22 protein-coding genes and 1 riboswitch are annotated in these 22675 nt (G+C 73.8%); of the genes, 17 read left to right on the forward strand and 5 right to left on the reverse strand.

Features of this window, described 5'->3' with window-relative positions; genetic code table 11:
• The first annotated feature begins 17 nt into the window (after positions 1 to 17).
• The 3 genes from rpoZ (at position 18) to metK (ending at position 3097) form a co-directional block, all read left to right on the forward strand.
• Complete coding sequence (gene rpoZ / locus ACFPCY_RS10875; protein WP_117359693.1) at positions 18 to 272, forward strand: DNA-directed RNA polymerase subunit omega; 255 nt, start codon at positions 18 to 20, stop codon at positions 270 to 272.
• A 44-nt stretch (positions 273 to 316) separates the two neighbouring features.
• Entirely contained in the window at positions 317 to 1765 is a 1449-nt protein-coding gene (locus tag ACFPCY_RS10880; protein ID WP_378253942.1) for a bifunctional phosphopantothenoylcysteine decarboxylase/phosphopantothenate synthase, read from the forward strand.
• 135 nt (positions 1766 to 1900) lie between these two features.
• Entirely contained in the window at positions 1901 to 3097 is a 1197-nt protein-coding gene (metK, locus tag ACFPCY_RS10885) for a methionine adenosyltransferase (RefSeq protein ID WP_378253944.1), read from the forward strand.
• A gap of 214 nt (positions 3098 to 3311) precedes the next feature.
• Here the strand turns inward: metK and ACFPCY_RS10890 are convergent, their stop codons facing one another.
• Positions 3312 to 4991: an MFS transporter gene (locus ACFPCY_RS10890; protein ID WP_378253946.1), complete on the reverse strand. Its 1680-nt coding sequence runs from the start codon at positions 4989 to 4991 to the stop codon at positions 3312 to 3314.
• Between the two features lie 249 nt (positions 4992 to 5240).
• Here ACFPCY_RS10890 and ACFPCY_RS10895 point away from each other — a divergent pair, with 249 nt between their 5' ends.
• The 13 genes from ACFPCY_RS10895 to ACFPCY_RS10955 all read left to right on the forward strand — a co-directional run bounded on the left by ACFPCY_RS10895 (position 5241) and on the right by ACFPCY_RS10955 (position 18780).
• Positions 5241 to 7277, forward strand: coding sequence for a primosomal protein N' (locus tag ACFPCY_RS10895; protein ID WP_378255110.1), 2037 nt, complete (start codon positions 5241 to 5243; stop codon positions 7275 to 7277).
• A 187-nt stretch (positions 7278 to 7464) separates the two neighbouring features.
• Positions 7465 to 8010: a peptide deformylase gene (def, locus tag ACFPCY_RS10900; RefSeq protein WP_378253948.1), complete on the forward strand. Its 546-nt coding sequence runs from the start codon at positions 7465 to 7467 to the stop codon at positions 8008 to 8010.
• A 2-nt stretch (positions 8011 to 8012) separates the two neighbouring features.
• On the forward strand, positions 8013 to 8945 hold the full coding sequence (gene fmt, locus ACFPCY_RS10905; protein WP_378253950.1) for a methionyl-tRNA formyltransferase: 933 nt from the start codon (positions 8013 to 8015) through the stop codon (positions 8943 to 8945).
• On the forward strand, positions 8945 to 10363 hold the full coding sequence (locus ACFPCY_RS10910; protein ID WP_378253952.1) for an RsmB/NOP family class I SAM-dependent RNA methyltransferase: 1419 nt from the start codon (positions 8945 to 8947) through the stop codon (positions 10361 to 10363). Before fmt ends, ACFPCY_RS10910 begins: the two co-directional genes overlap by 1 nt.
• 153 nt (positions 10364 to 10516) lie before the next feature.
• Positions 10517 to 11203, forward strand: coding sequence for a ribulose-phosphate 3-epimerase (rpe, locus tag ACFPCY_RS10915; protein ID WP_378253953.1), 687 nt, complete (start codon positions 10517 to 10519; stop codon positions 11201 to 11203).
• A complete protein-coding gene (locus ACFPCY_RS10920; RefSeq protein ID WP_378253955.1) occupies positions 11203 to 11874 on the forward strand; it encodes an HAD-IA family hydrolase in 672 nt (223 codons plus the stop codon). Before rpe ends, ACFPCY_RS10920 begins: the two co-directional genes overlap by 1 nt.
• 41 nt (positions 11875 to 11915) lie before the next feature.
• Positions 11916 to 13487, forward strand: a complete 1572-nt coding sequence (locus tag ACFPCY_RS10925) for a M20/M25/M40 family metallo-hydrolase (protein WP_378253957.1) — start codon at positions 11916 to 11918, stop codon at positions 13485 to 13487.
• A gap of 312 nt (positions 13488 to 13799) precedes the next feature.
• Positions 13800 to 13928, forward strand: a riboswitch (FMN riboswitch).
• A gap of 126 nt (positions 13929 to 14054) precedes the next feature.
• Positions 14055 to 14711 (forward strand): riboflavin synthase, encoded by a 657-nt coding sequence (locus ACFPCY_RS10930; RefSeq protein WP_378253959.1) that lies wholly within the window; start codon positions 14055 to 14057, stop codon positions 14709 to 14711.
• The gene (locus tag ACFPCY_RS10935; protein WP_378253961.1) at positions 14708 to 15361 is read left to right on the forward strand and encodes a nicotinamide mononucleotide transporter family protein; all 654 of its coding nucleotides are present in this window, start codon (positions 14708 to 14710) and stop codon (positions 15359 to 15361) included. Before ACFPCY_RS10930 ends, ACFPCY_RS10935 begins: the two co-directional genes overlap by 4 nt.
• The gene (locus ACFPCY_RS10940; protein ID WP_378253963.1) at positions 15358 to 16605 is read left to right on the forward strand and encodes a bifunctional 3,4-dihydroxy-2-butanone-4-phosphate synthase/GTP cyclohydrolase II; all 1248 of its coding nucleotides are present in this window, start codon (positions 15358 to 15360) and stop codon (positions 16603 to 16605) included. The genes ACFPCY_RS10935 and ACFPCY_RS10940 overlap by 4 nt, the downstream gene beginning before the upstream one ends.
• Positions 16602 to 17093 carry a 6,7-dimethyl-8-ribityllumazine synthase gene (gene ribH / locus ACFPCY_RS10945; RefSeq protein ID WP_378253964.1) on the forward strand — a complete coding sequence of 164 codons (492 nt, stop codon included), beginning with the start codon at positions 16602 to 16604 and terminating at the stop codon, positions 17091 to 17093. The genes ACFPCY_RS10940 and ribH overlap by 4 nt, the downstream gene beginning before the upstream one ends.
• A 375-nt stretch (positions 17094 to 17468) precedes the next feature.
• Complete coding sequence (hisG, locus tag ACFPCY_RS10950; RefSeq protein ID WP_378253965.1) at positions 17469 to 18344, forward strand: ATP phosphoribosyltransferase; 876 nt, start codon at positions 17469 to 17471, stop codon at positions 18342 to 18344.
• Positions 18337 to 18780: a PH domain-containing protein gene (locus ACFPCY_RS10955; RefSeq protein ID WP_378253966.1), complete on the forward strand. Its 444-nt coding sequence runs from the start codon at positions 18337 to 18339 to the stop codon at positions 18778 to 18780. Before hisG ends, ACFPCY_RS10955 begins: the two co-directional genes overlap by 8 nt.
• 211 nt (positions 18781 to 18991) lie before the next feature.
• Here ACFPCY_RS10955 and ACFPCY_RS10960 read toward each other — a convergent pair whose 3' ends face one another.
• Together ACFPCY_RS10960 and map are read right to left on the reverse strand one after the other, a co-directional pair.
• Entirely contained in the window at positions 18992 to 19717 is a 726-nt protein-coding gene (locus ACFPCY_RS10960) for a Clp protease N-terminal domain-containing protein (RefSeq protein WP_378253967.1), read from the reverse strand.
• A gap of 50 nt (positions 19718 to 19767) precedes the next feature.
• On the reverse strand, positions 19768 to 20538 hold the full coding sequence (map, locus tag ACFPCY_RS10965) for a type I methionyl aminopeptidase (protein WP_378253969.1): 771 nt from the start codon (positions 20536 to 20538) through the stop codon (positions 19768 to 19770).
• 87 nt (positions 20539 to 20625) lie between these two features.
• Between map and ACFPCY_RS10970 the strand changes: the two genes are divergently transcribed.
• Complete coding sequence (locus ACFPCY_RS10970; protein WP_378253971.1) at positions 20626 to 20895, forward strand: helix-turn-helix domain-containing protein; 270 nt, start codon at positions 20626 to 20628, stop codon at positions 20893 to 20895.
• Between the two features lie 435 nt (positions 20896 to 21330).
• On the opposite strand, the gene ACFPCY_RS10975 is transcribed toward ACFPCY_RS10970, so the two are convergent.
• Positions 21331 to 21690 carry a hypothetical protein gene (locus ACFPCY_RS10975; protein ID WP_378253973.1) on the reverse strand — a complete coding sequence of 120 codons (360 nt, stop codon included), beginning with the start codon at positions 21688 to 21690 and terminating at the stop codon, positions 21331 to 21333.
• A gap of 1 nt (position 21691) precedes the next feature.
• Positions 21692 to 22552 (reverse strand): D-alanyl-D-alanine carboxypeptidase family protein, encoded by an 861-nt coding sequence (locus ACFPCY_RS10980; RefSeq protein WP_378253974.1) that lies wholly within the window; start codon positions 22550 to 22552, stop codon positions 21692 to 21694.
• Between the last annotated feature and the right edge of the window lie 123 nt (positions 22553 to 22675).

Consider the following 22675-nt stretch of genomic DNA (forward strand, 5'->3'; position numbering starts at 1 on the left):
TAGTGGAGGGCCACCGCGTGGCAGCCAGCAACGACGGCATCACCAACCCGTCCGTCGACGACCTGCTCGAGGTCGTCGACACCAAGTACGGTCTCGTGAGCATCGCGGCCAAGCGTGCCCGGCAGATCAACGCCTACTACGCCCAGCTGGGCGAGGGCCTGCTCGAGTACGTCGGCCCGCTCGTCGAGACCCAGGTGCAGGAGAAGCCGCTCTCGATCGCGCTCCGCGAGGTCCGCGAGGGCCTGCTGAAGGCCGAGCCCGTCGAGGGCTGACCCGGCGTCCGGGGCGGGGATCACCGCGTCCTAGAGTCGGCCGTATGACAGCCCCCGACAAGCCCCGCGTGGTGCTCGGCGTCGCCGCCGGGATCGCCGCGTACAAGGTCTGCGAGCTGCTGCGACGGCTCACCGAGTCCGGCCACGACGTCACCGTCGTGCCGACCGAGGACGCCCTGCGCTTCGTCGGCGAGCCCACCTGGGCCGCCCTGTCCGGCAACCCCGTCTCCACCCGCGTGTGGGACGGGGTTTCCGGCGTTCCGCACGTGCGCATCGGGCAGTCCGCCGACCTGGTGTTCGTCGCCCCGGCGACAGCCGACCTGCTCGCCCGGGCCGCGCACGGGCTGGCCGACGACCTGCTCACCAACACCCTGCTCACCGCGCACTGCCCGGTCGTGTTCGCGCCCGCGATGCACACCGAGATGTGGGAGCACCCGGCCACGCAGGCGAACGTCGCGACGCTCCGCGAGCGCGGCGCGATCGTCATCGACCCCGCCTCCGGTCGCCTCACCGGCAAGGACACCGGCAAGGGACGCCTGCCCGACCCGTCCGAGCTCTTCGACGTCGCCCGCCACGTCCTCACCCGCTGGCAGAAGGCCCGCTGCGCCGCCGAGCCGGCCCCGCCCGGAAGCCGGCCCCCCGCCGCCTCGGCTGAGGCCGCGTCGCCGGACGCCGCCGTTCCGAGCGAGGCCGTGCCGCCAAACGCCGCCGTGTCGGGCGCGGGGCCGGGGCGAGGGGCCGGGGCGGTGGTCGAGGCCGGGCGGCGGGTCGATGTGCGGGCGCTGGGGCTGTTCGATCTCGCCGGACGGCATGTCGTGGTCTCCGCCGGCGGGACGCGGGAGGCGCTCGATCCCGTCCGGTTCCTGGGGAACCGGTCGTCGGGGCTCCAGGGGTACGCGCTCGCCCGGACGGCCGTGGCTCGCGGCGCGCGGGTGACGCTGGTGTCGGCGAACGCGTCGCTGCCGGACCCGGCGGGCGCGCACGTCGTCCCGGTGGGGTCGGCGCGGGAGATGCGCGAGGCGGTGCTCGCCGCCGCCGAGGACGCGGACGCGGTCGTGATGGCGGCGGCCGTGGCCGACTTCCGTCCCGCCGAGTACGTGGATTCCAAGATCAAGAAGGTTCCGGGCGGGGAGCCGGCGCCGATTCGGTTGGTCAAGAACCCCGACATCCTGGCCGAGCTGGGCGCGGGAAAGCGTCCGGATCAGGTCGTGGTGGGCTTCGCCGCGGAGACCGACGACGTGCTCGCCAACGGCCGGGAGAAGCTGAAGCGCAAGGGCTGCGACCTGCTGGTGGTGAACGAGGTCGGAGCCGATCTCACCTTCGGACGGCCCGACAACGCCGCGGTCGTGCTGGGTGCGGACGGCTCGGCGACCGACGTCCCGCGCGGCCCCAAGGAGGACCTGGCGGACGTCGTGTGGGACCTGGTCGCCGCGCGCCTCGGCGGGCACGACCGAGACGCGCCTCACCCGGGGTCGGGGCGCGGGGCTACCTGAATTCCAGGTCATTCCCGATAGACTCCGACGGAAAACTCAAGCGCAAGCCTGCGGTGGGGGCGGCGTCTCCCGCCACAGAGACCACAAGTCCGTTCTGCGACGTCAGTCAGCAGCCGCTGCAAGGAGTTCACGTACGTGTCTCGCCGCCTGTTCACCTCGGAGTCCGTGACCGAAGGGCACCCGGACAAGATCGCGGACCAGATCAGCGACGCCATCCTGGACGCGATGCTCAAGGACGACCCCACCTCCCGGGTCGCCGTGGAGACGATGATCACCACCGGTCAGGTGCACGTGGCCGGTGAGGTCACCACCGAGACCTACGTCGACATCCCCGGCGTGATCCGGGAGAAGATCCTCGAGATCGGCTACGACTCGTCCAAGAAGGGCTTCGACGGCCACTCCTGCGGCGTGTCGGTGTCCATCGGCGCGCAGTCGCCCGACATCGCGCAGGGCGTCGACGACGCCTACGAGACCCGCGAGGAGGGCCAGCAGGACGACCTCGACCGGCAGGGCGCGGGCGACCAGGGCCTCATGTTCGGCTACGCCACCAACGAGACGCCCGAGCTGATGCCGCTGCCGATCACCATCGCGCACCGGCTGTCGCACCGGCTGTCGGCGGTCCGCAAGGGCGGCGTGGTGCCCTACCTGCGTCCCGACGGCAAGACCCAGGTCACCATCGAGTACGACGGCGACCGCGCGGTCCGGCTCGACACCGTGGTCGTGTCGTCCCAGCACGCTCCGGACATCGACCTCAAGGAGCTGCTCACCCCGGACGTCAAGGAGCACGTCGTCGACCCGGTGCTGGCCGAGTTCGACATCGACACCGAGGGCTACCGGCTGCTGGTCAACCCCACCGGCCGGTTCGAGATCGGCGGCCCGATGGGCGACGCGGGCCTGACCGGCCGCAAGATCATCGTGGACACCTACGGCGGCATGGCCCGGCACGGCGGCGGCGCCTTCTCCGGCAAGGACCCGTCCAAGGTGGACCGCTCGGCCGCGTACGCGATGCGCTGGGTCGCCAAGAACATCGTCGCGGCGAAGCTCGCCGACCGAGCCGAGGTCCAGGTCGCCTACGCGATCGGCAAGGCCCACCCGGTCGGCGTGTTCGTGGAGACCTTCGGCACCGAGAAGGTCCCGGTCGACAAGATCCAGCAGGCCGTCGCCCAGGTCTTCGACCTGCGCCCGGCCGCGATCGTCCGCGACCTCGACCTGCTCCGCCCGATCTACTCCCAGACCGCCGCGTACGGCCACTTCGGCCGTCCGGAGCCCGACTTCTCCTGGGAGCGCACCGACCGCGCCGAGGCCCTCGCCAAGCACGCCGGCCTGTCCTGAGCCTTCGGCTCCCCGTCCTCGCCCAGGGCTCGGACGGGGCCCGAAGACCCGGGCGAGTGCGGCATCGCTTCGCGATCTGCGTCCCGGCCGCTCCGCTTCGCCGTCGCGGCCGGGACGCAGGTCACGCACTCGGGCGCAGGCTGAGAATTGCGGCTGGCCCAAGCGGCACATGTGTGAGGCCCCCTGCTTCAGCAGGGGGCCTCACACATGAGGGCTACTTGCAGGGGGTGCCGCGGGGGAGTTCGTAGCGGGCGCCGACGGTGTAGCGGCCGGACGCGGGGATCCTTACCTGGACGAAGTCCTTGTCCGGTCCGCTCTTCACCGGGGCGACGCAGGCGCCCGAGCCGGGGCCGTGGACGCTCAGCCAGGGGGAGTAGGCGATCCGGAGCAGGTACGTGCCGCCCTTGGGCGCGTTCAGGACGACCTTGTCCGGACGGAACCGGTGGACGGTCGCCGGGTCCTGCACGAGCGGGACGGGGTCGTTGACCTGGTAGAGCCGCCAGTGCGCGTCGTGCCAGACCTCGGTCAGGTAGGGCTGCCCGGCCCGGACGAGGACCTCCTCGCGGTGCGAGGACCAGTCGATCTCCTGCTCGGGCAGGACGACGTACCGGACGGCCCACTTGTGCAGCCAGTCGCGGTAGGAGTCGGCGTTGAGGAGCTTCTCGTCGTAGAACAGGGCGTTGCGCTCGGCGTCCACCTGGCGGTTCCAGCCGCGCGCGAGGATGACCTGGCGGCTCAGCCCGGACGCCTCCCAGTGCGAGCGCAGGGGCACGACCTCGACCCGCCCGCGGTTCGCGCCGCGCTGCCTGAGCTGGGCGATCAGGTCGCGGGACTGGCCGGCGGCGGTCGCGGCGGGGGTGGTGTGGATCAGGTCGTCCATGGGCTTCACGACCTGCCAGACGCCGGTCACGATGAACGCGGCGCAGAGGACGGCCAGCTTGCGCCGGTCGGTCACGCGGCCGACGGCGCAGAGCAGGAAGACGCCGCCGAACACCAGCGACATCCGCTCGACGTTGCTGCCGACCGGCGAGGGGATCAGCCAGGTCAGCGTGATCCCCAGCAGGTAGACGCCCGCTCCGACCCGGATGATCTTCCAGTCCTTCGGCGCGCACAGCAGCACGGCCACGACGCTGGCGATCGCGGGCAGCACGATCGCCAGGAGCGAGATCGGCTGGACGCCGGTGAAGGGGAACAGCAGCGTGGTCGTCCCGACGACCAGCGGCATGCCGAGGCAGATCGCGATCCCGGCGCGGCGGCGTCCGGTGAGGAACATCGCGGCCCCGACGACCAGCAGGAACAGCCCGGCGACCGGGCTGGCGAAGGTCGCCAGCAGGCCGAAGCCGACCATCCCGGCGGCGCGCAGGAACGGGGTCCCGCGCGAGGTGAACGCGCACATCACGGCGGCGAGCGCGAACAGCAGGCCGAGGCCGAAGGTGGTGCGCCCGGACGCCGAGTTGCAGGAGATCGCGAACGCGGCCCACACGGCGGCGGGCAGGGCGACGGGCGCGCGGAACCGGACGAGCATCATCGCGGCGAGCGTCGCCGACAGCGTCCCGCTGATCACCGCGACCGTCCGGATCCCGAACCAGGCCATCAGGAACGGCGAGATCACGCTGTACGAGGCGACGTGGATGCCGCCGTACCAGGACAGGTTGTAGGCGGCCCACGGGTAGTGCCCGACGAAGTGCGTCCAGGCGGCCTGGGCGGACAGGTCGCCGCCGTCGGTGGCGAGGAACAGCGCCCAGACCATGTGCAGGACGAACGCCACGGCGGTCGCCGCGAGGACGGGGTTGCGCGGGTTCGCCCAGCGCCGCCAGCGCGGCCCGGGCGCGGGCGGCGTCGAGGGGGCGGCCGGGGCGGAGCCCACCCGCGCGGAGGCCGATGCGGTCGTCAACGCTGCCTACTGGATCCGGAGGGACGGTCGGGGCCCGGGGGGCACCGGCCAATGATCCACCGAACCCCGGCCGAGTTCAAACCGGTCACGCTCGGTTCCACGGGACTGGCGCACCCCCTGATCTGGTAGGACGATCCTGTGAGCAACGACGGCGGAGACACCGGGCTGATCCCGGGGCTGGACGCGCTTCCGGACGCCTCCGGCGGCACGACGGTACCGTCCGGCACGACCGCCGCGCCCGGAAAGTCCGTGCGGAAGGCCGCGGAGCGAGGCAAAGGGAAGGTCAAACCCGCCGCGGGGGCCGCGTCCAGGGGAGCCCGTAAGGGCGCGCGCGTCCCGCCCGAGCACCTCCCCGTCGCCCGGGTCGCCGTGGACATGTCGCTTCCCCATCTCGACCGGCCCTTCGACTACCTCGTACCCAACGAACTGGACGCCAAGGCCGTGCCCGGATGTCGGGTTCGTGTCCGTTTCGCCGGGCAGCTCGTGGACGGCCTGCTCCTCGACCGCGTCCAGGAGAGCGATCACGAGGGGCGGCTGTCGTTCCTGGAGCGGGTGACCTCGCCCGAGCCCGTCCTCGCCCCGGAGATGGCGGCGCTGGCCCGCGAGGTCGCCGACCGGTACGCCGGGACGCTCGCCGACGTGCTGCGCCTGGCGATCCCGCCCCGGCACGCCAAGGCGGAGGGCGAGCCGCCGCGCGAGGCGGCGACCCCGCCGGAGCCGCCGGACGACCCCGGCCCCTGGTCACGGTACCCGGCCGGTCCGTCGTTCCTGACCGCGCTCGCCGCGGGCCGCGCGCCCCGCGCCGTCTGGACGGCCCTGCCCGGCCCCGAGCGGACGGCGGCGATCGCGCGGGCCGTCCGCACGGCCCTCGCCGCCGGCCGCGGGGCGCTGGTCGTCCTCGCGGACGGCCGGGACGTGGCCCGCATGGACGCCGCGCTCACCGAGGAGCTGGGCGACGGACGCCATGTCGCGCTCACCGCCGACCTCGGCCCGACCGAGCGGTACCGGCGCTGGCTGGCGATCCGGCGCGGCGCGGTGAAGGCGGTCGTCGGGACGCGCGCGGCGATGTTCGCTCCCGTCCACGATCTCGGCCTGGCCGTCCTGTGGGACGACGGGGACGACGTCCACGCCGAGCCGCACGCGCCCTACCCGCATCCGCGCGAGGTGCTGGCGCTCCGCGCGCACCGGTCCGGGGCGGGCGCGCTGATCGGCGGCTACACGCGGACGACCGAGGCGACCGTCCTGGTCGAGACGGGCTGGGCGCACGCCCTGACCGCCGACCGGGAGACGGTCCGGGCGGCGATGCCGCGCGTCCGGCCGGTCGGGGACGACTTCGACATGGCCCGCGACGAGGCCGCCCGCGCCGCGCGGCTCCCGCACGTGGCGTTCGAGACGGCCCGGCGGGCCCTGGAGCACGGGCCCGTGCTGGTCCAGGTGCCCCGGCGCGGCTACCTGCCCGCCCTGGCGTGCCAGCGGTGCCGGACGATGGCGCACTGCTCGTCCTGCCAGGGGCCGCTGGCGCTGACGTCCGCGCACGCCGCGCCGTACTGCCGCTGGTGCGGGCGCATCGCGGGGGACTGGCACTGCCCGGAGTGCGGCCACTTCCAGCTCCGCGCCGTCGTCGTCGGGGCCCGCCGCACCGCCGAGGAGCTGGGCCGGGCGTTCCCCGGCGCGGTCGTGAAGACCTCCGGCCGGGACGGCGTGCTCGACACGGTCGGCGACGGGAGGGCGCTGATCGTGTCCACGCCGGGCGCGGAACCGGTCGCCGAGGACGGCTACGCCGCCGCGCTCCTGCTGGACGGCTGGGCGCTGCTCGGCCGCGCCGACCTGCGCGCCGCCGAGGAGGCCCTGCGCCGCTGGATGAACGCCGCCGCGCTCGTCCGTCCCGGCGGGCCGGTCGTCGTCGCGGCGGACGGCGCGCTGCCCGCCGTCCAGGCGCTGATCCGGTGGGACCCGGTCACCTTCGCGGAGCGGGAGCTGGCCGAGCGCCGCGAGGCCGGGTTCCCGCCCGCGTTCCGGATGGCGTCGCTGACCGCGACCCCGGCCGCGATCCGCGAGCTCCTCGACGACGCGCGGCTGCCCGCGTCCGCCGAGGTCCTCGGGCCCGTGCCGCTCAACGAGCAGCCGCAGCCGGGGCAGCGACCGCGCGAGCGCGCGCTCGTCCGCGTGCCGCGCGCGGACGGCCTGCCGCTGGCCCGGGAGCTCCAGGCGGGGCAGGGCGTCCGCAGCGCCCGCCGCGCCCCCGAGTACGTCCGCGTCCAGATGGACCCGCTGGAGCTGATCTGACGCCCGCCGAAGCCCCGCCGCCGAAGCCCGCCGCCGAACGGCCACCCCCGTCCGGGAGGTCCCGCCGCCGTCCGGAAGGTCCGGCGTCCGGGCCACGCCGGGCGGTGGGGGATCTTAGACTGGTCGGTTCGTAGACTGAACGCGACAGCGCACCCTGGACGGCGCGCATCTGGAAACGGAGTCCTCCTTGTCCGTCAAGCCCATCCGCCTCTTCGGCGACCCCGTGCTGCGCACCCCTGCCGAGCCGGTCAGGGACTTCGACAAGGAGCTGCGGCAGCTCGTCAAGGACCTCACCGACACCATGATCGACGCGCCCGGCGCGGGCCTGGCCGCGCCGCAGCTCGGCGTCGGCCTGCGCGTGTTCACCTACTACGTGGACGACGTGCTCGGCCACCTGGTGAACCCGACCCTGGACCTGTCGGACGAGCAGGAGACCGGCGACGAGGGCTGCCTCAGCATTCCCGGCCTGGCCTTCCCGACGCCGCGCGCCGTCCGGGCCGTCGCCAAGGGCTTCAACATGCACGGCGAGCCGATCACCGTCGAGGGCACGCACCTGCTGGCCCGCTGCGTCCAGCACGAGACCGACCACCTGGACGGGATCATCTTCATCGACCGGATGGACCCCGAGCAGCGCAAGGCCGCGATGAAGGCGATCCGCGAGGCCGAGTGGTTCGGCGACCCGGTCCCGCAGGTGAAGGTGTCCCCGCACCGCACGCTCGGGAAGGCGATCTGACCATGCGCCTCGTCTTCGCCGGAACGCCCGAGACGTCCGTCCCTTCGCTGGAGGCGCTGCTGGCGTCCTCGCACGAGGTCGCCGCCGTCGTCACCCGCCCGGACGCGCCCGCCGGACGCGGCCGCAGGCTCGTGCCGAGCCCGGTCGCCGAGGCCGCCGCCGCGGCCGGCGTCGAGGTGCTGAAGCCCGCCAAGGCGTCCGACCTCGAGTTCCTGGACCGGCTGCGCGCGATCGGCCCGGACTGCTGCCCCGTCGTCGCCTACGGCGCGATCCTGCGGCCCGCCGCGCTGGAGATCCCCCGGCACGGCTGGGTGAACCTGCACTTCTCGATCCTGCCCGCCTGGCGCGGCGCGGCGCCGGTGCAGCGGGCGATCCTGCACGGGGACGACATGTCCGGCGCGTCCACCTTCCAGATCGAGGAGGGGCTGGACACCGGCCCGGTCTACGGGGTGCTGACCGAGCCGATCCTGCCCACCGACACCTCCGGCGACCTGCTCGGACGCCTCGCCGTCGCGGGCGCGCGGCTGCTCGCCGACACCATGGACGGCATCGAGGCCGGGGTGCTGGAGCCCCGCCCGCAGCCCGCCGAGGGCGTCTCGCACGCCGCCAAGCTCACCCCGGAGGACGCCCGCGTCGAGTGGACGACCCCGGCGCAGTACGTCGACCGGCTCGTCCGGGCCTGCACGCCCGCGCCCGGCGCGTGGACGACGTTCCGCGACACCCGGCTGAAGCTGTTCCCCGTCCGGCCCGTCCCGGACGCGGACGGCCCGGCGCTCGCCCCGGGCGAGATCCGGGCGGGCAAGAACGAGGTGCTGGTAGGCACCGCAACACACCCGGTCGCGCTCGGCGAGGTCCAGCCGCAGGGCAAGCGCCGCATGCCCGCCGCCGACTGGGCGCGCGGGGTCTCCCTCACCGACAAGGACACGCTCGCCTGATGCCGCCCACCCGCCACCACCGCGGCCGGAGCAACGCCAACCGCCGCCCGGACGGGCCGCGCCGCACCGGCCGCCCGCAGGACCTCGTCCGCCGCACCGCCTACGACGTCATCCGGGCCGTGGACACCCGCGACGCCTACGCCAACCTGCTGCTGCCGTCGCGGCTGCGCGAGCGCGGCCTGACCGGCCGGGACGCCGCCCTCGCGACCGAGCTGACCTACGGCACGCTGCGCGGCCGCGGCACCTACGACGCGATCCTCGCGCTGTGCAGCGACCGCGAGCTGCGCCGCATCGACCGTCCGCTGCTGGACGTGCTGCGGCTCGGCGCGCACCAGGTGCTCGCCACCCGGATCCCGCCGCACGCCGCCGTCGGCACGGCCGTCGAGCTGGCCCGCGACGTGACCGGGCCGGGCCAGTCGAAGTTCGCCAACGCGGTGCTGCGCAAGGTCGCCGGGCGCGACCTCGCCGCCTGGCTGGAGATCGTCGCGCCGGACGACCTGGACGCCACCACGAGGCTGTCCATCCGGCGCAGCCACCCGAAGTGGATCGTGTCCGCGCTGCGCGACGCGCTCGGCCCCGACCGGGACGAGATCGACGCGCTCCTCGCCGCCGACAACGACCGTCCGCGCGTGACCCTCGTCGCCCGGCCCGGCCGCGCCGCCCTCGACGAGCTCGCCGGAACCGAACCCGCGCCGTACTCGCCGGTCGGTGCCGTCCTGCCGGACGGTGACCCGGCCGCGTTCGCCGCCGTCCGCGACGGCCGCGCCGCCGTCCAGGACGAGGCCAGCCAGCTCGTCGCCCTCGCCCTCGCCGCCGCCGGCATCGACGGCCGGGACGCGTTCTGGGCCGACGTCTGCGCAGGTCCGGGCGGCAAGGCGGGCCTGCTGTCGGCCGTCGCGACGCAGCGCGGCGCCCGGCTCCTCGCCGCCGACGTCACCCCGCACCGCGCCGCCCTGGTCACCCGCGCCGTGGACGACCGCGCGGGCGTGGTCGTCGCCGACGGGACCGTCCCGGCGTGGCGTCCCGGCTCGTTCGACCGGATCATGCTGGACGCGCCGTGCACCGGCCTCGGCGCGCTCCGCCGCCGTCCCGAGGCGCGCTGGCGCCGCGGCCCGGAGGCCGTCGCCGAACTCGGCCCGCTCCAGCGCGAACTGCTCCGCAAGGCCCTGGAGGCGCTGCGTCCGGGCGGCGTCGTCGCGTACGTGACCTGCTCGCCGCACCTGGCCGAGACCCGCGTCGTCGTGGACGACGTCCTGCGCGGACGCGACGACGTCGACCGCCTCGACGCCCCGGACGTCCTGACCGGCATCGCCCCGTCCCTGGACGGCGTCCGCGTGGGGGACACCCCGTACGCCCAGTTCTGGCCGCACCGCCACGGCACCGACGCGATGTTCCTCGCGCTCCTCCGCAAGCACTGAGCCCCTGGCGCCGCTCCGCCCTCGCCGAATCCCCGGCGCTGCTCCGCACGGCGCTGCTACGCGGGCGGTAGCGCGCCTCGCGGCGGGGGCCGGGCGGCGACGTCCGGCCCTGCCGCGCGCGGGTTCAGCGGGCTTCCCTAAGCTGGGGCCATCATGGCTCCGCAGATCTCTCCCAGCATCCTGTCCGCGAACTTCGCCGCCCTCGGCGCCGAGGTCGAGCGGATCGCCGACGCCGCCGACTGGGTGCACGTCGACGTGATGGACAACCACTTCGTCCCGAACCTCACGCTCGGGCCGCCCGTCGTCGAGGCGCTGCTGAAGACCAGCAGGCTGCCGCTCGACTGCCACCTCATGATCGAGGACCCGGACCGCTGGGCGCCGCAGTACGCCGAGGCCGGGGCGAAGAGCGTCACCATCCACGCGGAGGCGGCGTCCGCGCCGATCCGCACGCTGCGCACGATCCGCGCCGCCGGGGCCCGCGCGGGGCTCGGCGTGAACCCGGCGACCTCGGTCGACCAGTTCGAGGACATCCTCGGCGAGATCGACATGCTGCTCCTGATGACCGTCGAGCCGGGCTTCGGCGGGCAGAAGTTCCTCGACGTCGTGCTGCCGAAGGTGCGCCGCGCCCGCGACCTGATCAAGGGCCGCGACCTGGACGTCTGGCTCCAGGTGGACGGCGGCGTCAGCGCCGAGACGATCGAGCGCTGCGCCGAGGCGGGCGCGGACGTGTTCGTCGCCGGCAGCGCGGTCTACGGCGCGGACGACCCGGCCGAGGCCGTCCGGAACCTGCGCGCGCAGGCCGAGGCCGCGACCGCCGCCGCCCCCTGGTCCTCCCGCTGATGACCTTCCTGCCCTGCGCGGCCGTCCTGTTCGACGTGGACGGCACGCTCGTCGACTCCACCCCGCTGGTCGAGTGGGCCGGACGCGAGTGGGCGGCCGAGTACGGCATCGATCCCGAGGAGTTCATGTCCGGCGCGCACGGCCGCCGGACCTCCGACCGCGTCGCCGAGTACCTGCCCGCCGACCGGGTCGCCGCCGCGACCGCGCGGCTGGACGAGCTGGAGGCGTCCCGCGCCGACGGCATCACCGCGCTGCCGGACGCCGTCCGCCTGCTGGCCTCGCTGGACGGCCTGCCGTGGGCGGTGGTCACCTCGATGGACCTCGGGCAGCTCCGCATCCGAACGGAAGCCGCGGGCGTGCCGCTCCCGCCCGTGGTCGTCACCGCCGAGCGGGTCGAGCACGGCAAGCCCCACCCGCAGGGGTACCTGCTGGCGGCGCGGGAGCTGGGCGTCGAGCCGTCCGCGTGCGTGGTGGTGGAGGACGCGCCCGCCGGGATCCGCGCCGCCCGCGCGGCCGGCGCGACCGTCCTCGCCGTCACGACCAGCCACGACGCGTCGGAGCTGACCGAGGCGGACGTCGTCGTCCCCGACCTGACGCACGTCACCGCCGTGCCCGGCGGCCTGTCGGTCGCCGCGCCGGTGTCGCCAGGTACACCCCGGGACGGAACCTAGGTCCATCGGATCCCGGGCCGCGGCTCCGTAGCGTCCCGGACGTGACCGAACAGCGAAACGAGAAGACGGCTCTGTCCCGCAGAAGCGTGCTCGGCGTCGCGGCCGCGCTGGGCGCGGGAGGCGCCCTCACGGCCGCGCTGCCCGCCGGCGCCGCCGAACCACCCGCACCCGGCGGCCCGCCCGCTGGGGGCACCGGACGCGCTGGGCGCGACGGACCCGCTGGGGGCGCTGGGCGGGCTGGGCGCGACGGACCCGCTCGGGGCGCCGGACCTGCCGGACGCGCCGGTTCCGGCGGGTCGGGCGGGGTGGGCGCTTTGGAAGGCGCGATCGACACCGCCGCCCGGCGGCTCGACGCCGACCTGATCGCGCTGCGCCGCGACATCCACGCGCATCCCGAACTCGCGGGCGGCGAGTCCCGCACGTCCGCGCTCGTCGCGGCCCGCCTGCGCGCCGCCGGGTTGGCGGTGACCACGGGCGTGGGCGGCCACGGCGTCGTCGCCGTCCTGCAGGGCACGGCGTCCCCCGGCGAAGACGGCCCACGGCGCGGAGCGGGCGCGGGAGCGGGTCGGGGAGACGGCGGCGCGGGCCGCGGAACGGGCGCGCATGCGAGCGGGGGAGACGGCGCACGCCGCGGCGCGGGCGGGGGAGCGGGGCGGACGGTCGCCTATCGCGCCGACATGGACGCCGTCCCGCCCGACTCGCAGATCCACGGCGGGCCGGCGCCCGCGCACCTCTGCGGCCACGACCTGCACACCACGATCGGCGTCGGCGTCGCCGAGGTCCTGGCGCGGCTGCGGCACCGGGTACGCGGCCGGTTCGTGTTCCTCTTCCAGCCGGGCGAGGAGGCCCTCACCGGAGCGCGCGCGATGATCGACGCCGGCGTCCTGGAGCGGACGCGCCCGGACGAGATCCACGCGCTGCACTGCGGCCCGTTCCCGGTCGGCGGGTTCGCGGTCACGCCCGGCGCGGGACTGCCCGGCCTGGACCACTGCGTCACCACGCTGACCGGCCCGGACGCGGCCGACCAGGCCGGACGGCTCGTCGCCGACGTCGCCCGGCTCGGTACGGTCACGTTCCCCGAGGCGCCGGCCGAGCTGGAGCGGATCGTCCGGGAGCTCCAGATGCCGCACGGGCCGCTGAGCCGGTTCGTGTTCGTCCGGGCCGGGACGCGGCCCGTCTTCGGGGGCGTCGAGGTGCGGACGGCGTACCGCTGCTGGCCGCAGGAGCGTGTCCCGGAGATCCGCGCCGAGCTGCGCCGCCTGGCCGGCCGGTACGCGGGCTCGCAGACCACGTTCCCGCCGGACGACCCGTTCCCCGCGATGGTGTGCCCGCCGCGTCCGGGACGCGAACTCGGACGCCACCTGTCGCGCATGCTCGGCGCGGACCGCGTCACCACCCTGCACGCCGCGCTCCCGTTCAGCGGCGAGGACTTCGCGCTCTTCCTGAACCGCGTGCCCGGCACGTTCACGTTCCTCGGCGTCCGGCGGCCGGGGGCGGAGCTCTCCACTGCCTACCCTCACTTCGGCGCCTTCGACCCGGACGAGCGGGCCATCGGCGCCGGCGTCCGCGCCATGGCGGGCTGGCTCGCGCACCGCGCGACCGCAGCCCAGTGAGCGACCACCCCGCCGTGCGCCCGCGGCCGCTGACCGGTCACCGCGCCATGCGCCCGCAGCCGCTGACCGGCCGCCGCGCCGTGCGCCCGCGGTCGCTGACCGGTCACCGCGCCGTGCGGTCGCAGCTCGTCGAGCGGCCGCCCGCCGTGCATCCGCAACCCGGTGACCGCGGTCGACGTGCCGTGCGGCTTCGCGGTCCGCTGGTCGGTCACCCTACACCCTAACGAGCGCTTGGTTGGCCAAATCCGGCCGTGGGCGTTCTCACATGCCCTCGGGAACAGCCGCCGTGGCACACTGGTTGTCAGCAGTGCAACGCGTGCTCCGGGGTCGGTGAAAGTCCGAACCGGCGGTGACAGTCCGCGACCCGGCCGAAACCATCGGCCGGTTGACCCGGTGGAACTCCGGGACCGACGGTGAAAGTCCGGATGGGAGGCAGCGCGCGGACGGCTCCTGCCCGTCGGCGGCCCGGTCGAGCGACCGGTCCGGCGGCGAAGGGGCCGCACGCCGTACGCGACCGTCGTGCTGGCAGGAACCCCGGAGCCTGACCCCGAAAGGGAGGCCCGGGACATGTTCACCGGCATCGTCGAGGAGCTCGGCGAGATCAGGGAGGTCGCGTCCGAAGGGGACTCGGCCCGCCTCACCATCCACGGCCCGCTCGTGACGTCCGACGCCGTCCACGGCGCGTCGATCGCCGTCAACGGCGTCTGCCTCACCGTCGTCGACGTCGCCGACGGCGCCTTCACCGCCGACGTCATCAAGGAGACCCTCGACCGGTCGAGCCTCGGCGGGCTCCGGCCCGGCGCGCGGGTGAACCTCGAACGGCCCGTCCGGGTGTCGGACCGGCTCGGCGGCCACATCGTGCAGGGCCACGTGGACGGCGTGGGCACGATCCTCTCCCGCGAGCCCGGCGAGCGCTGGGACGTCGTGACCGTCTCGCTCCCGGCCGGCCTCGCCCGCTACGTCGCGGACAAGGGCTCGATCACCGTCGACGGCATCAGCCTCACCGTCGTCGAGGCCGGAGCCGACCGGTTCAGCGTCGCGCTCATCCCGACCACGCTCGCCCTGACCACCCTCGGCCTCAAGGGCCCGGGCGACGTCGTGAACCTCGAAGTGGACGTCGTCGCCAAGTACGTCGAGCGCATGCTCACCGCCGACCGCGCGACCGCCGCGGTTCCGGTCCCGGTCCCGGCTCAGGACGCGCTCTCGGCGGAGGGAACGTCGTGAACTGGCTCAACGCGAGCTTCACGCTCTTCGGCGAACACGTCCTCTGGACGGACCTGGTCGGCAACATCCTCTCCCTCGCCGTCGTCTACCTCGCCATGCGCAAGACGCTGTGGACCTGGCCCGTCCAGATCGCCGGCGCGGCGCTGCTGCTGGCCGCCTCGCTGCACGCGCACGTCCCCGGCAACGCCCTCAAGCAGGCGCTCTTCGTGTTCCTCGGCGCGTACGGCTGGATCATGTGGGCGCGCGGACGGCGCGGCGGCGGACCCCTCGTCATCCGCAAGGCCACCGGCCGCGAGCGGGCCGTGCTGCTCGGCGCGCTCGCGCTCGGCACCGTCCTGGTCGCGCAGGTCTTCATCCATCTGACCTGGCTGAAGGTCGCCTGGTCGCCGTGGGCGAACGCCTACATCTTCGTCGGCAGCGCGGCCGCGACGTTCGCGCAGAGCCGCGCCCTCGTCGACTTCTGGATCATCTGGGTGCTGGTGGACCTGGTCGGCGTCCCGCTGGCGCTGAAGTCCGGCCTCTGGGTGTCCGGGGCCGTCTACGGACTGTTCTTCCTCATGGTGATGGCCGGGTTCCGCAACTGGCTCCGGGAGGCCCGGCGCGGGACGTCCGTCCGATCCGACAACGACAAGGCGGTGACCGCGCGATGAGCGGCGACGACCAGACGATCTTCCCCGAGCGGTCCGGCATCTTCGACCCCGTGGAGGACGCCCTCGCCGCGATCGCGGCGGGCGAGCCCGTCGTCGTGGTGGACGACGAGGACCGCGAGAACGAGGGCGACATCATCTTCGCCGCGGCGAAGGCCACCCCCGAGCTGCTCGCCTTCACCATCCGCTACACCAGCGGCGTGATCTGCGCGCCGATGCCCGGCCCGGACCTGGACCGGCTCCAGATCCCGCTGATGACCACGCAGAACCGCGACCGCATGCGCACCGCGTTCACCGTCAGCGTGGACGCCCGCGACGGCGTGACCACCGGCATCTCCGCCGCCGACCGCGCGCACACCCTGCGGGTGCTGTGCGACCCGGGCAGCGAGCCCGCCGAGCTGGTCCGCCCGGGGCACATCTTCCCCCTGCGCTACCACGACGGCGGGGTGCTGCGCCGCCGCGGCCACACCGAGGCCGCCGTGGACCTCGCCCGCCTCGCCGGGCTGCCGCCCGCGGGCGTCCTCGCCGAGGTCGTCAACGACGACGGCACGATGGCGCGGCTGCCCGAGCTCCAGGTGTTCGCCAAGGAGCACCGGCTCAAGCTGATCTCCATCGAGCAGCTCGTCGAGTACCGCAAGCGCACCGAGCCCATGGTCACCCGCGCCGTCGAGACGCGGCTGCCGAACCGGTTCGGCGCGTGGCGCGCGGTCGGGTACTCCAGCGCCGTGGACGGCGGCGAGCACGTCGCGCTCGTCCTCGGCGACATCGGCGACGGCGAGGACGTCCTCGTCCGCGCCCACTCCGAATGCCTCACCGGCGACGTCCTGCACTCCGAGCGCTGCGACTGCGGCACCCAGCTCGACGCCGCCATGGAGCGCATCGCCGAGGAGGGCCGCGGGGTCGTCCTCTACCTGCGCGGACACGAGGGGCGCGGCATCGGCCTGCTCGCCAAGCTCCGGGCCTACTCCCTCCAGGACAACGGCTCCGACACCGTGGACGCGAACATGGAGCTCGGCCTCCCCGTCGACGCCCGCGAGTACTCCAACGCCGCGCACATGCTGCGCGACCTCGGCGTCCGGTCCGTCCGGGTGCTGACGAACAACCCGGCCAAGCTGGCGGGTCTGTCCGGGTTCGGGCTGGACGTCCGGGGCCGGGAGGCGCTGCCGGTCGTCGTCACCGAGCACAACCGCCGCTACCTGGCCGCCAAGCGCGACCGCCTCGGCCACCGGATCGGAGACCTCGCATGAGCGGCCACGGACGTCCCGAGGACGGCACCGTCGACGCGTCCGGGCTGACCCTGGGCATCGTCTGCACCCGCTGGAACGCGGCGATCACCGACCGGTTGCTCGCGCGCGCGGTCGAGGCCGCCAAGGAGTGCGGTGTCAGCGATCCGGTCGTCGTCCGGGTGGCGGGCGCGCTGGAGATCCCGGTCGTGGCGCAGCAACTGGCGCGCGACCTGGACGCCGTGGTCGCCCTCGGCGCGGTCATTCGCGGGGAAACAGCGCATTTCGACTATGTCTGCGATTCCGTGACCGCCGGCGTGACGCGCGTCGCCCTGGACGAATCGACACCGGTCGGCAACGGCGTTCTCACTTGCGACGACGTCGAACAGGCCATGGCGCGCGCCGGATTCCCCGACAGCACCGAGGACAAGGGCTGGGAATCGGTCGTCGCGGCCCTCGACACCGCCCTCACCCTGCGCACGCTGCGGCTTCACGGCGCGGCCACCGAATAGCGGGACAATTCCGAACGTCCGCTGAATTCCCGGTGTGCCGAAGGCGACTTCGGCACACCGGAAGGCGAGTTCGGTGTTCCGCCGCCCCTCAGGGGCAGGCCGGGCGCGTGGGCGAACGTCTTCCGGACGGCGCCGAAACGCTTATCGGACGGCGGGCCCGCGAAGTACCGCGCGGACGGCATGGTAGGGTCATTTGTTGCTACAGCAGGTGACGATGTCAAAGCGATGGGAGGCGACGGTGACCGCACTCGGCACGGTTCTGACCCTGCGAGGTTCGCGGCATCACGGCCACACCGGGCATCGCGCGGAGCATTCGGGCTCCTGAGCGCGCCTCCCGGTTCCGTCAGACCGTCCACCTCTCCGAAAGGCACCGCTGTGCTGTCTCTCGTCCTGCCCAAGGGTTCGCTGGAGAAGGCGACCCTGGAGCTGTTCGACGCCGCCGACCTCACCGTCCGGCGCTCGTCCGACCGCGACTACCGCGCGTCCATCGACGACCCGAGGATCGACCGGGTGCGCGTGCTGCGCCCCCAGGAGATCCCGACCTACCTGGAACAGGGCCTGTTCGACCTCGGCATCACCGGCCGCGACTGGATCACCGAGACCGACTCCGACGTGGTCGGCCTCGGCGAGCTGAAGTACTCCAAGGCCACCTCCAACCCGGTCCGCGTCATCATGGCCGTGCCGAACGACGCGCCCTGGCAGTCGGTCGCCGACCTGCCCGAGGGCGTCCGCATCTCCACCGAGTTCCCGGAGATGACCCGCCGCTTCCTGGAGCGGCACGGCGTCAAGGCGAAGGTCGTCCCGTCCTACGGCGCGACCGAGGCGAAGGTGCCCGACATCGTGGACGCCATCGTCGACCTCACCGAGACCGGGTCGTCCCTGCGCAAGAACGGCCTGCGCATCCTCGACACGCTGCTGACCAGCTACACCGAGCTGGTCGCGAACCGCGAGGCCTACGAGGACGCCGACAAGCGCGCCGCCATGGAGGACATCGCGCTCCTGCTCCAGGGAGCGATCCGGGCCCGCGGCAACGTGCTGCTGAAGCTGAACGTCGCGCAGCCCGACCTCGCGGCCGTCCTCGACATCATGCCCGCGATGTCGTCCCCGACCGTCACCTCCCTCGCCGGCGGCGAGGCCAGCGCGGTCGAGTCGGTCGTCCCCAAGCGCGGGGTGAACACCCTGATCCCCGCGCTGAAGGCGGCCGGCGCGCACGACATCCTCGAGATCCCGATCAGCAAGATCGTTGACTGACGTTCCCGCGCTGCCGGTGGTGTGGCGCCCCCGCACCACCCGGCTCGTCGCGTACGTGACGGCGGGCGTGAGCGTGCTCGGCATGGTCCTGCTCGCCGTCTTCGTCGCGCCCCAGTTCAAGGCGTTCGACCGCACCATGATGGTGCTGTTCGGGCTGCTCGTGGCCTGGATCCTGCACATGCTGGCGCGCTGCCGGGTCGCCGCCGACGAGGCGGGGGTGACGGTGGTCAACGCCTTCCGCACCCGCCGCCTCGACTGGGCCGAGATCGTCGACGTGACCATGAGCGTCGGCGAGCCCTGGCCCACCCTCGACCTGGCGGACGGCACGTCCCTCGGGGCGATGGGCATCAACGGCGCCGAGAAGCACCTGGCCGCGCGCCAGCTTTCCGAACTGCAGTCCCTCGTCCGCGTCCGCGGCGAGGCGGCGGACCGCTAGAGCCCGCGCCCGGGCCCGCGTCCGGCCTTCCGTGCCCGCGCCCGACGTTCGCGGGCGCGTCCGCGTCCGGCCTTCCGTGCCCGCGCCCGACGTTCGCGGGCGCGTCCGCGTCCGGCCTTCCGTGCCCGCGCCCGACGTTCGCGGGCGCGTCCGCGTCCGGCCTTCCGTGCCCGCGCCCGACGTTCGCGGGCGCGTTCGGGGCGGCGGAGGGCTAGCCGTTCCCGTCCTTCTTGTTCTTCGCGAACTGCTCCAGGACGGACTTGATCCACTCCTCGGCCTCGTCCTTGTCGAGGTTCGCGTCGAGCAGGGGGCTGCCCTCGTCGAAGTAGGCGAGCAGCAGGTGCTCGGTGCCGATGTAGTTGTGGCCGAGGCGCAGCGCCTCGCGGACGCTCCGCTCCAGCACCTTCGCCGCGTCCTGCGCGTAGGGGATGTTCTCGGGGATCGGCGTGTCCACGCGAGGCGGCAGCGCCCGCACCGCCGCCTCCCGCACCTCGCCGACCGTGACGCCCTGCTCCTCGATCGCCTTGACCGCCAGACCCTCGGGCTCGGCCAGCAGCCCCAGCACGAGGTGCGCGAGGCGGATCTCGTCGTTGCCGGCGCTCCGCGCCGCCTCCTGCGAGGCGAGCACCGAGTTGATCGCCCGCTTGGTGAACCGGGAGAACGGCCCGGACGCCTCGGTGGTCCCGCCGCCCGCCTTCGGCACGAACCGCTTCTGCGCCGCCTGCTTGGTGACGCCCATGCTGCGCCCGATCTCCGTCCAGGACGCCCCGGACCGGCGGGCCTGGTCCACGAAGTGGCCCACCAGATGGTCGGCGGCCTCGCCGATCTGCTCGGACACGACCACGGCGTCCGACAGCCGGTCGAGCGGGCCGCCCTGCGGATGCTGACTGTTCACGTACTCGATGAGGTCACCGAGCCGCACCGGAAGTTCGCTCATGCGTCAACCATAGGTTGACGACAGTCGGTCGTCAACTCCCGGTTGACGCCTCAGGTCTCGCGGCGGGTGAGCACCAGGGGCTCGTCCTCGGTGACGGCGACCGTGTGCTCGGAGTGGGCCGTGCGCGAGCCGTCGGCCGAGCGGATGGTCCAGCCGTCGGCGTCGTAGATGATCCGGCCGGTCGTCCGGGCGAACCAGGGTTCGAGCGCGAGGGTCAGGCCGGGGCGCAGCACGAGCCCGCGCCCGGCCCGGCCGCGGTTCGGGACGTGCGGGTCCTCGTGCATCGTGCGGCCGATGCCGTGGCCGCCGAACTCGGTGTTGACCGGGTAGCCGTAGTCGCGGGCCACCTCCCAGATCGCCGCCGAGATGTCGCCCAGCCGGTTGCCGGGGCGCGCCTTGTCGATCGCCGCCTCCAGCGCGTCCTCGGTGGCGCGGACGATCCGCAGGTCCTCCTCGGCGGGGGTGCCGACGATGACCGTCCGGGCGGAGTCCGCCACCCATCCGTCGATGCCGACCGCGATGTCCGCGGTGAGGACGTCGCCGTCGCGCAGCGTGTAGTCGTGCGGCAGCCCGTGCAGGACGGCGTCGTTCACCGACAGGCAGATCACGTTGCGGAACGGCCCGCGTCCGAAGGACGGCGCGTAGTCCCAGTAGCGCGACTCCGCCCCGCGCCGTTTGATCATGCCGCGGACGTGGTTCTCCAGGTCCAGCAGGTTGACGCCGACGTCGGCGATCCGCCCCACCTCGGACAGCACCTCGGCGACGAAGCGCCCGGTCACCCGCATGCGCTCGATCTCCGCAGGCGTCTTCAACTCGATCACGAATACCTCGCGTCCCACAATGTCGGTATTACTATACCTTCAGGTTAACCGGTGGCGGTATAGTAATACCAGCTCTATCCTGGAGCCATGGTCCGCCAACCGCTCACCCCCGAGCAGATCGAAGCCGGCCGGCGCCTCGGCGCCCTGCTGCGCCAGGCGCGCGCGGGACGCGACCTGGCCGAGGTCGCGCAGGCGGCCGGCATCTCGCCGGAGACCCTGCGCAAGATCGAGACCGGCCGCCTCCCCTCGCCCGGATTCGGCACGATCGTCTGCCTGGGCGAGGCCCTCGGCGTTCCCCTCCAGGATCTGGCCGCCACCTGGCGCGGCACCGACCTCCCCCTGGAAGCCGCCTCCTGACCCCGCCCACCGCCATATGCGCTGGTGAGGCCACCTGGCCCAGGGGTCATACCGCTGAGCCCGGCGGCCAAACCGCCGCTGATCGCTCCGCTGCGCGTGGCGGCCCGGGGCGGTCTTCCAGGCCTGTGGGGGCGCACGCGCTGAGCCCAGCGGCTAGTACTCCTTCGGTTCTGTTTTGATCGCGGCGCTCGATCGGCAGAACTTCTGGATGGACGGTCGAGTGGCCGGCTCGTCGGCCCCGACCCTGGTTCGGTGTGATCGGTTCTGGCTCGACGGGCTGGGCTCGCGGTGAGCATGTGCGGTGTTGCTCGCCGATGGGTGCCGATCCGCACTCGGTGACAATCGAGATCCGCCGGATGTGACAACCGGCTTTCGTCACCGGCCGCCCGGCCGCCCGACTGCTCGGGTGCTCGGGTGCTCGTTTCGGCTCAGCGGTCAGCGCGTGTACTGGCTGCTGTCGCCGTCCGCCCAGGTGATGGTGAACGTCCCGGAGGCGGGCGCCTGCGCGGTGCCGGTCATCGTGGACGGCCCGCAGGTCATCGCGAACCGGTATCCGCCGGACGCCGCGCGCCCGACGCGGCCGGAGCAGTCGACGGCGCTCTTGAACCGGAGCCCGCCGTCCGGCGCAACGGTCATCGTGGTCGTATCCGTCCGCCAGGTCCCGGTGAAGGGCGTGGCGTCGCGGGAGTGGGAAGGGGAGTGGGAGTGCGCGACGCCGGACGAGCACGCCGCCAGCAGCACCGCGCCGACCACCGCGCGCCCGAACCGGAGCCCGGCTCCAATGCGCCGCGCCATGTCAGTCCCGGTCCGAGGACGTCGGCGGGAACAGCGGGACATGGGTGGCGTGCAGACCGAAACCCCAGTCGAGCATCCGGGACGCGTCGGAGAAGCGCGCATCGGACGTCGGTTCACCGAGCAGCGCGCCGTAGACGGTCCGCGAACCGCGCCTGGCCGTGAAGAGCAGGCAGTATCCCGCCGTGTTCGTGAATCCGGTCTTCACGCCGGCCGCGCCCTTGTAGGAGCCGAGAAGGCGGTTGGTGTTCGTCCAGGCGTAGGCGGCGTGCGTCGGCGACTTGCCGATCCGGTACGTCCGGGTGCGGACGACGCGGCGGAGGGACGGCGTGGCGAGCGCCCTGCGAGCGAGCACGACGAGATCGCGCGGCGTGCTGGTGTCGGCCGTCTTGGCCGGCCAGGGCAGGCCGTCGAAGTTGTCGTAGTGGGTCCTCGACATGCCGAGCTTCCTCGCCGTGGCGTTCATCTTCGCGACGAACGCGGGCCAGGTCGGGCCGTACGACTCGACGAGCGCGTACGCCGCGTCCGACCCGGACGGCAGCAGCATCGCGTACAGCAGCTGCCGCGCGGTGAGCCGGTCCCCGGCGCGCAGCCCGGCCATGCTCGCTCCGTGCCGAACCCCGTAGTCCACGTACTTCTGCTTGATCGTGATCGTCCGGTCGAGGTGTCCGGCGCGGACCACGACGAGCGCCGTCATCAGCTTCGTCACGCTGGCGATCGGCCGCCGGGTATCGGCCCGGTGACTCCACGAGGCCCTCCCCGCAGCCAGGTAAGCCCCTCTGGCCCGAACCCCCGCCGGCGCCGACCCCGACTCGCCCGGCAAGCCCCCCAAACCACCCCGCACGACCGCCAAACCGTCGGACACGCTCCCCAACCCGCCCCGCACGACTGCCAGGCCGTCCCCGAGCGCGCTCCCCGAGCCGCCCCGCCCCCCTCTCAGCCGGTCAGCCGCGCTTCCCCAGCCGCCGGGCGCGCTTGCCAGATTGAC

Origin of the sequence: Actinomadura gamaensis (genome assembly GCF_042652125.1) — a bacterium.
GTDB lineage: Bacteria > Actinomycetota > Actinomycetes > Streptosporangiales > Streptosporangiaceae > Spirillospora > Spirillospora gamaensis.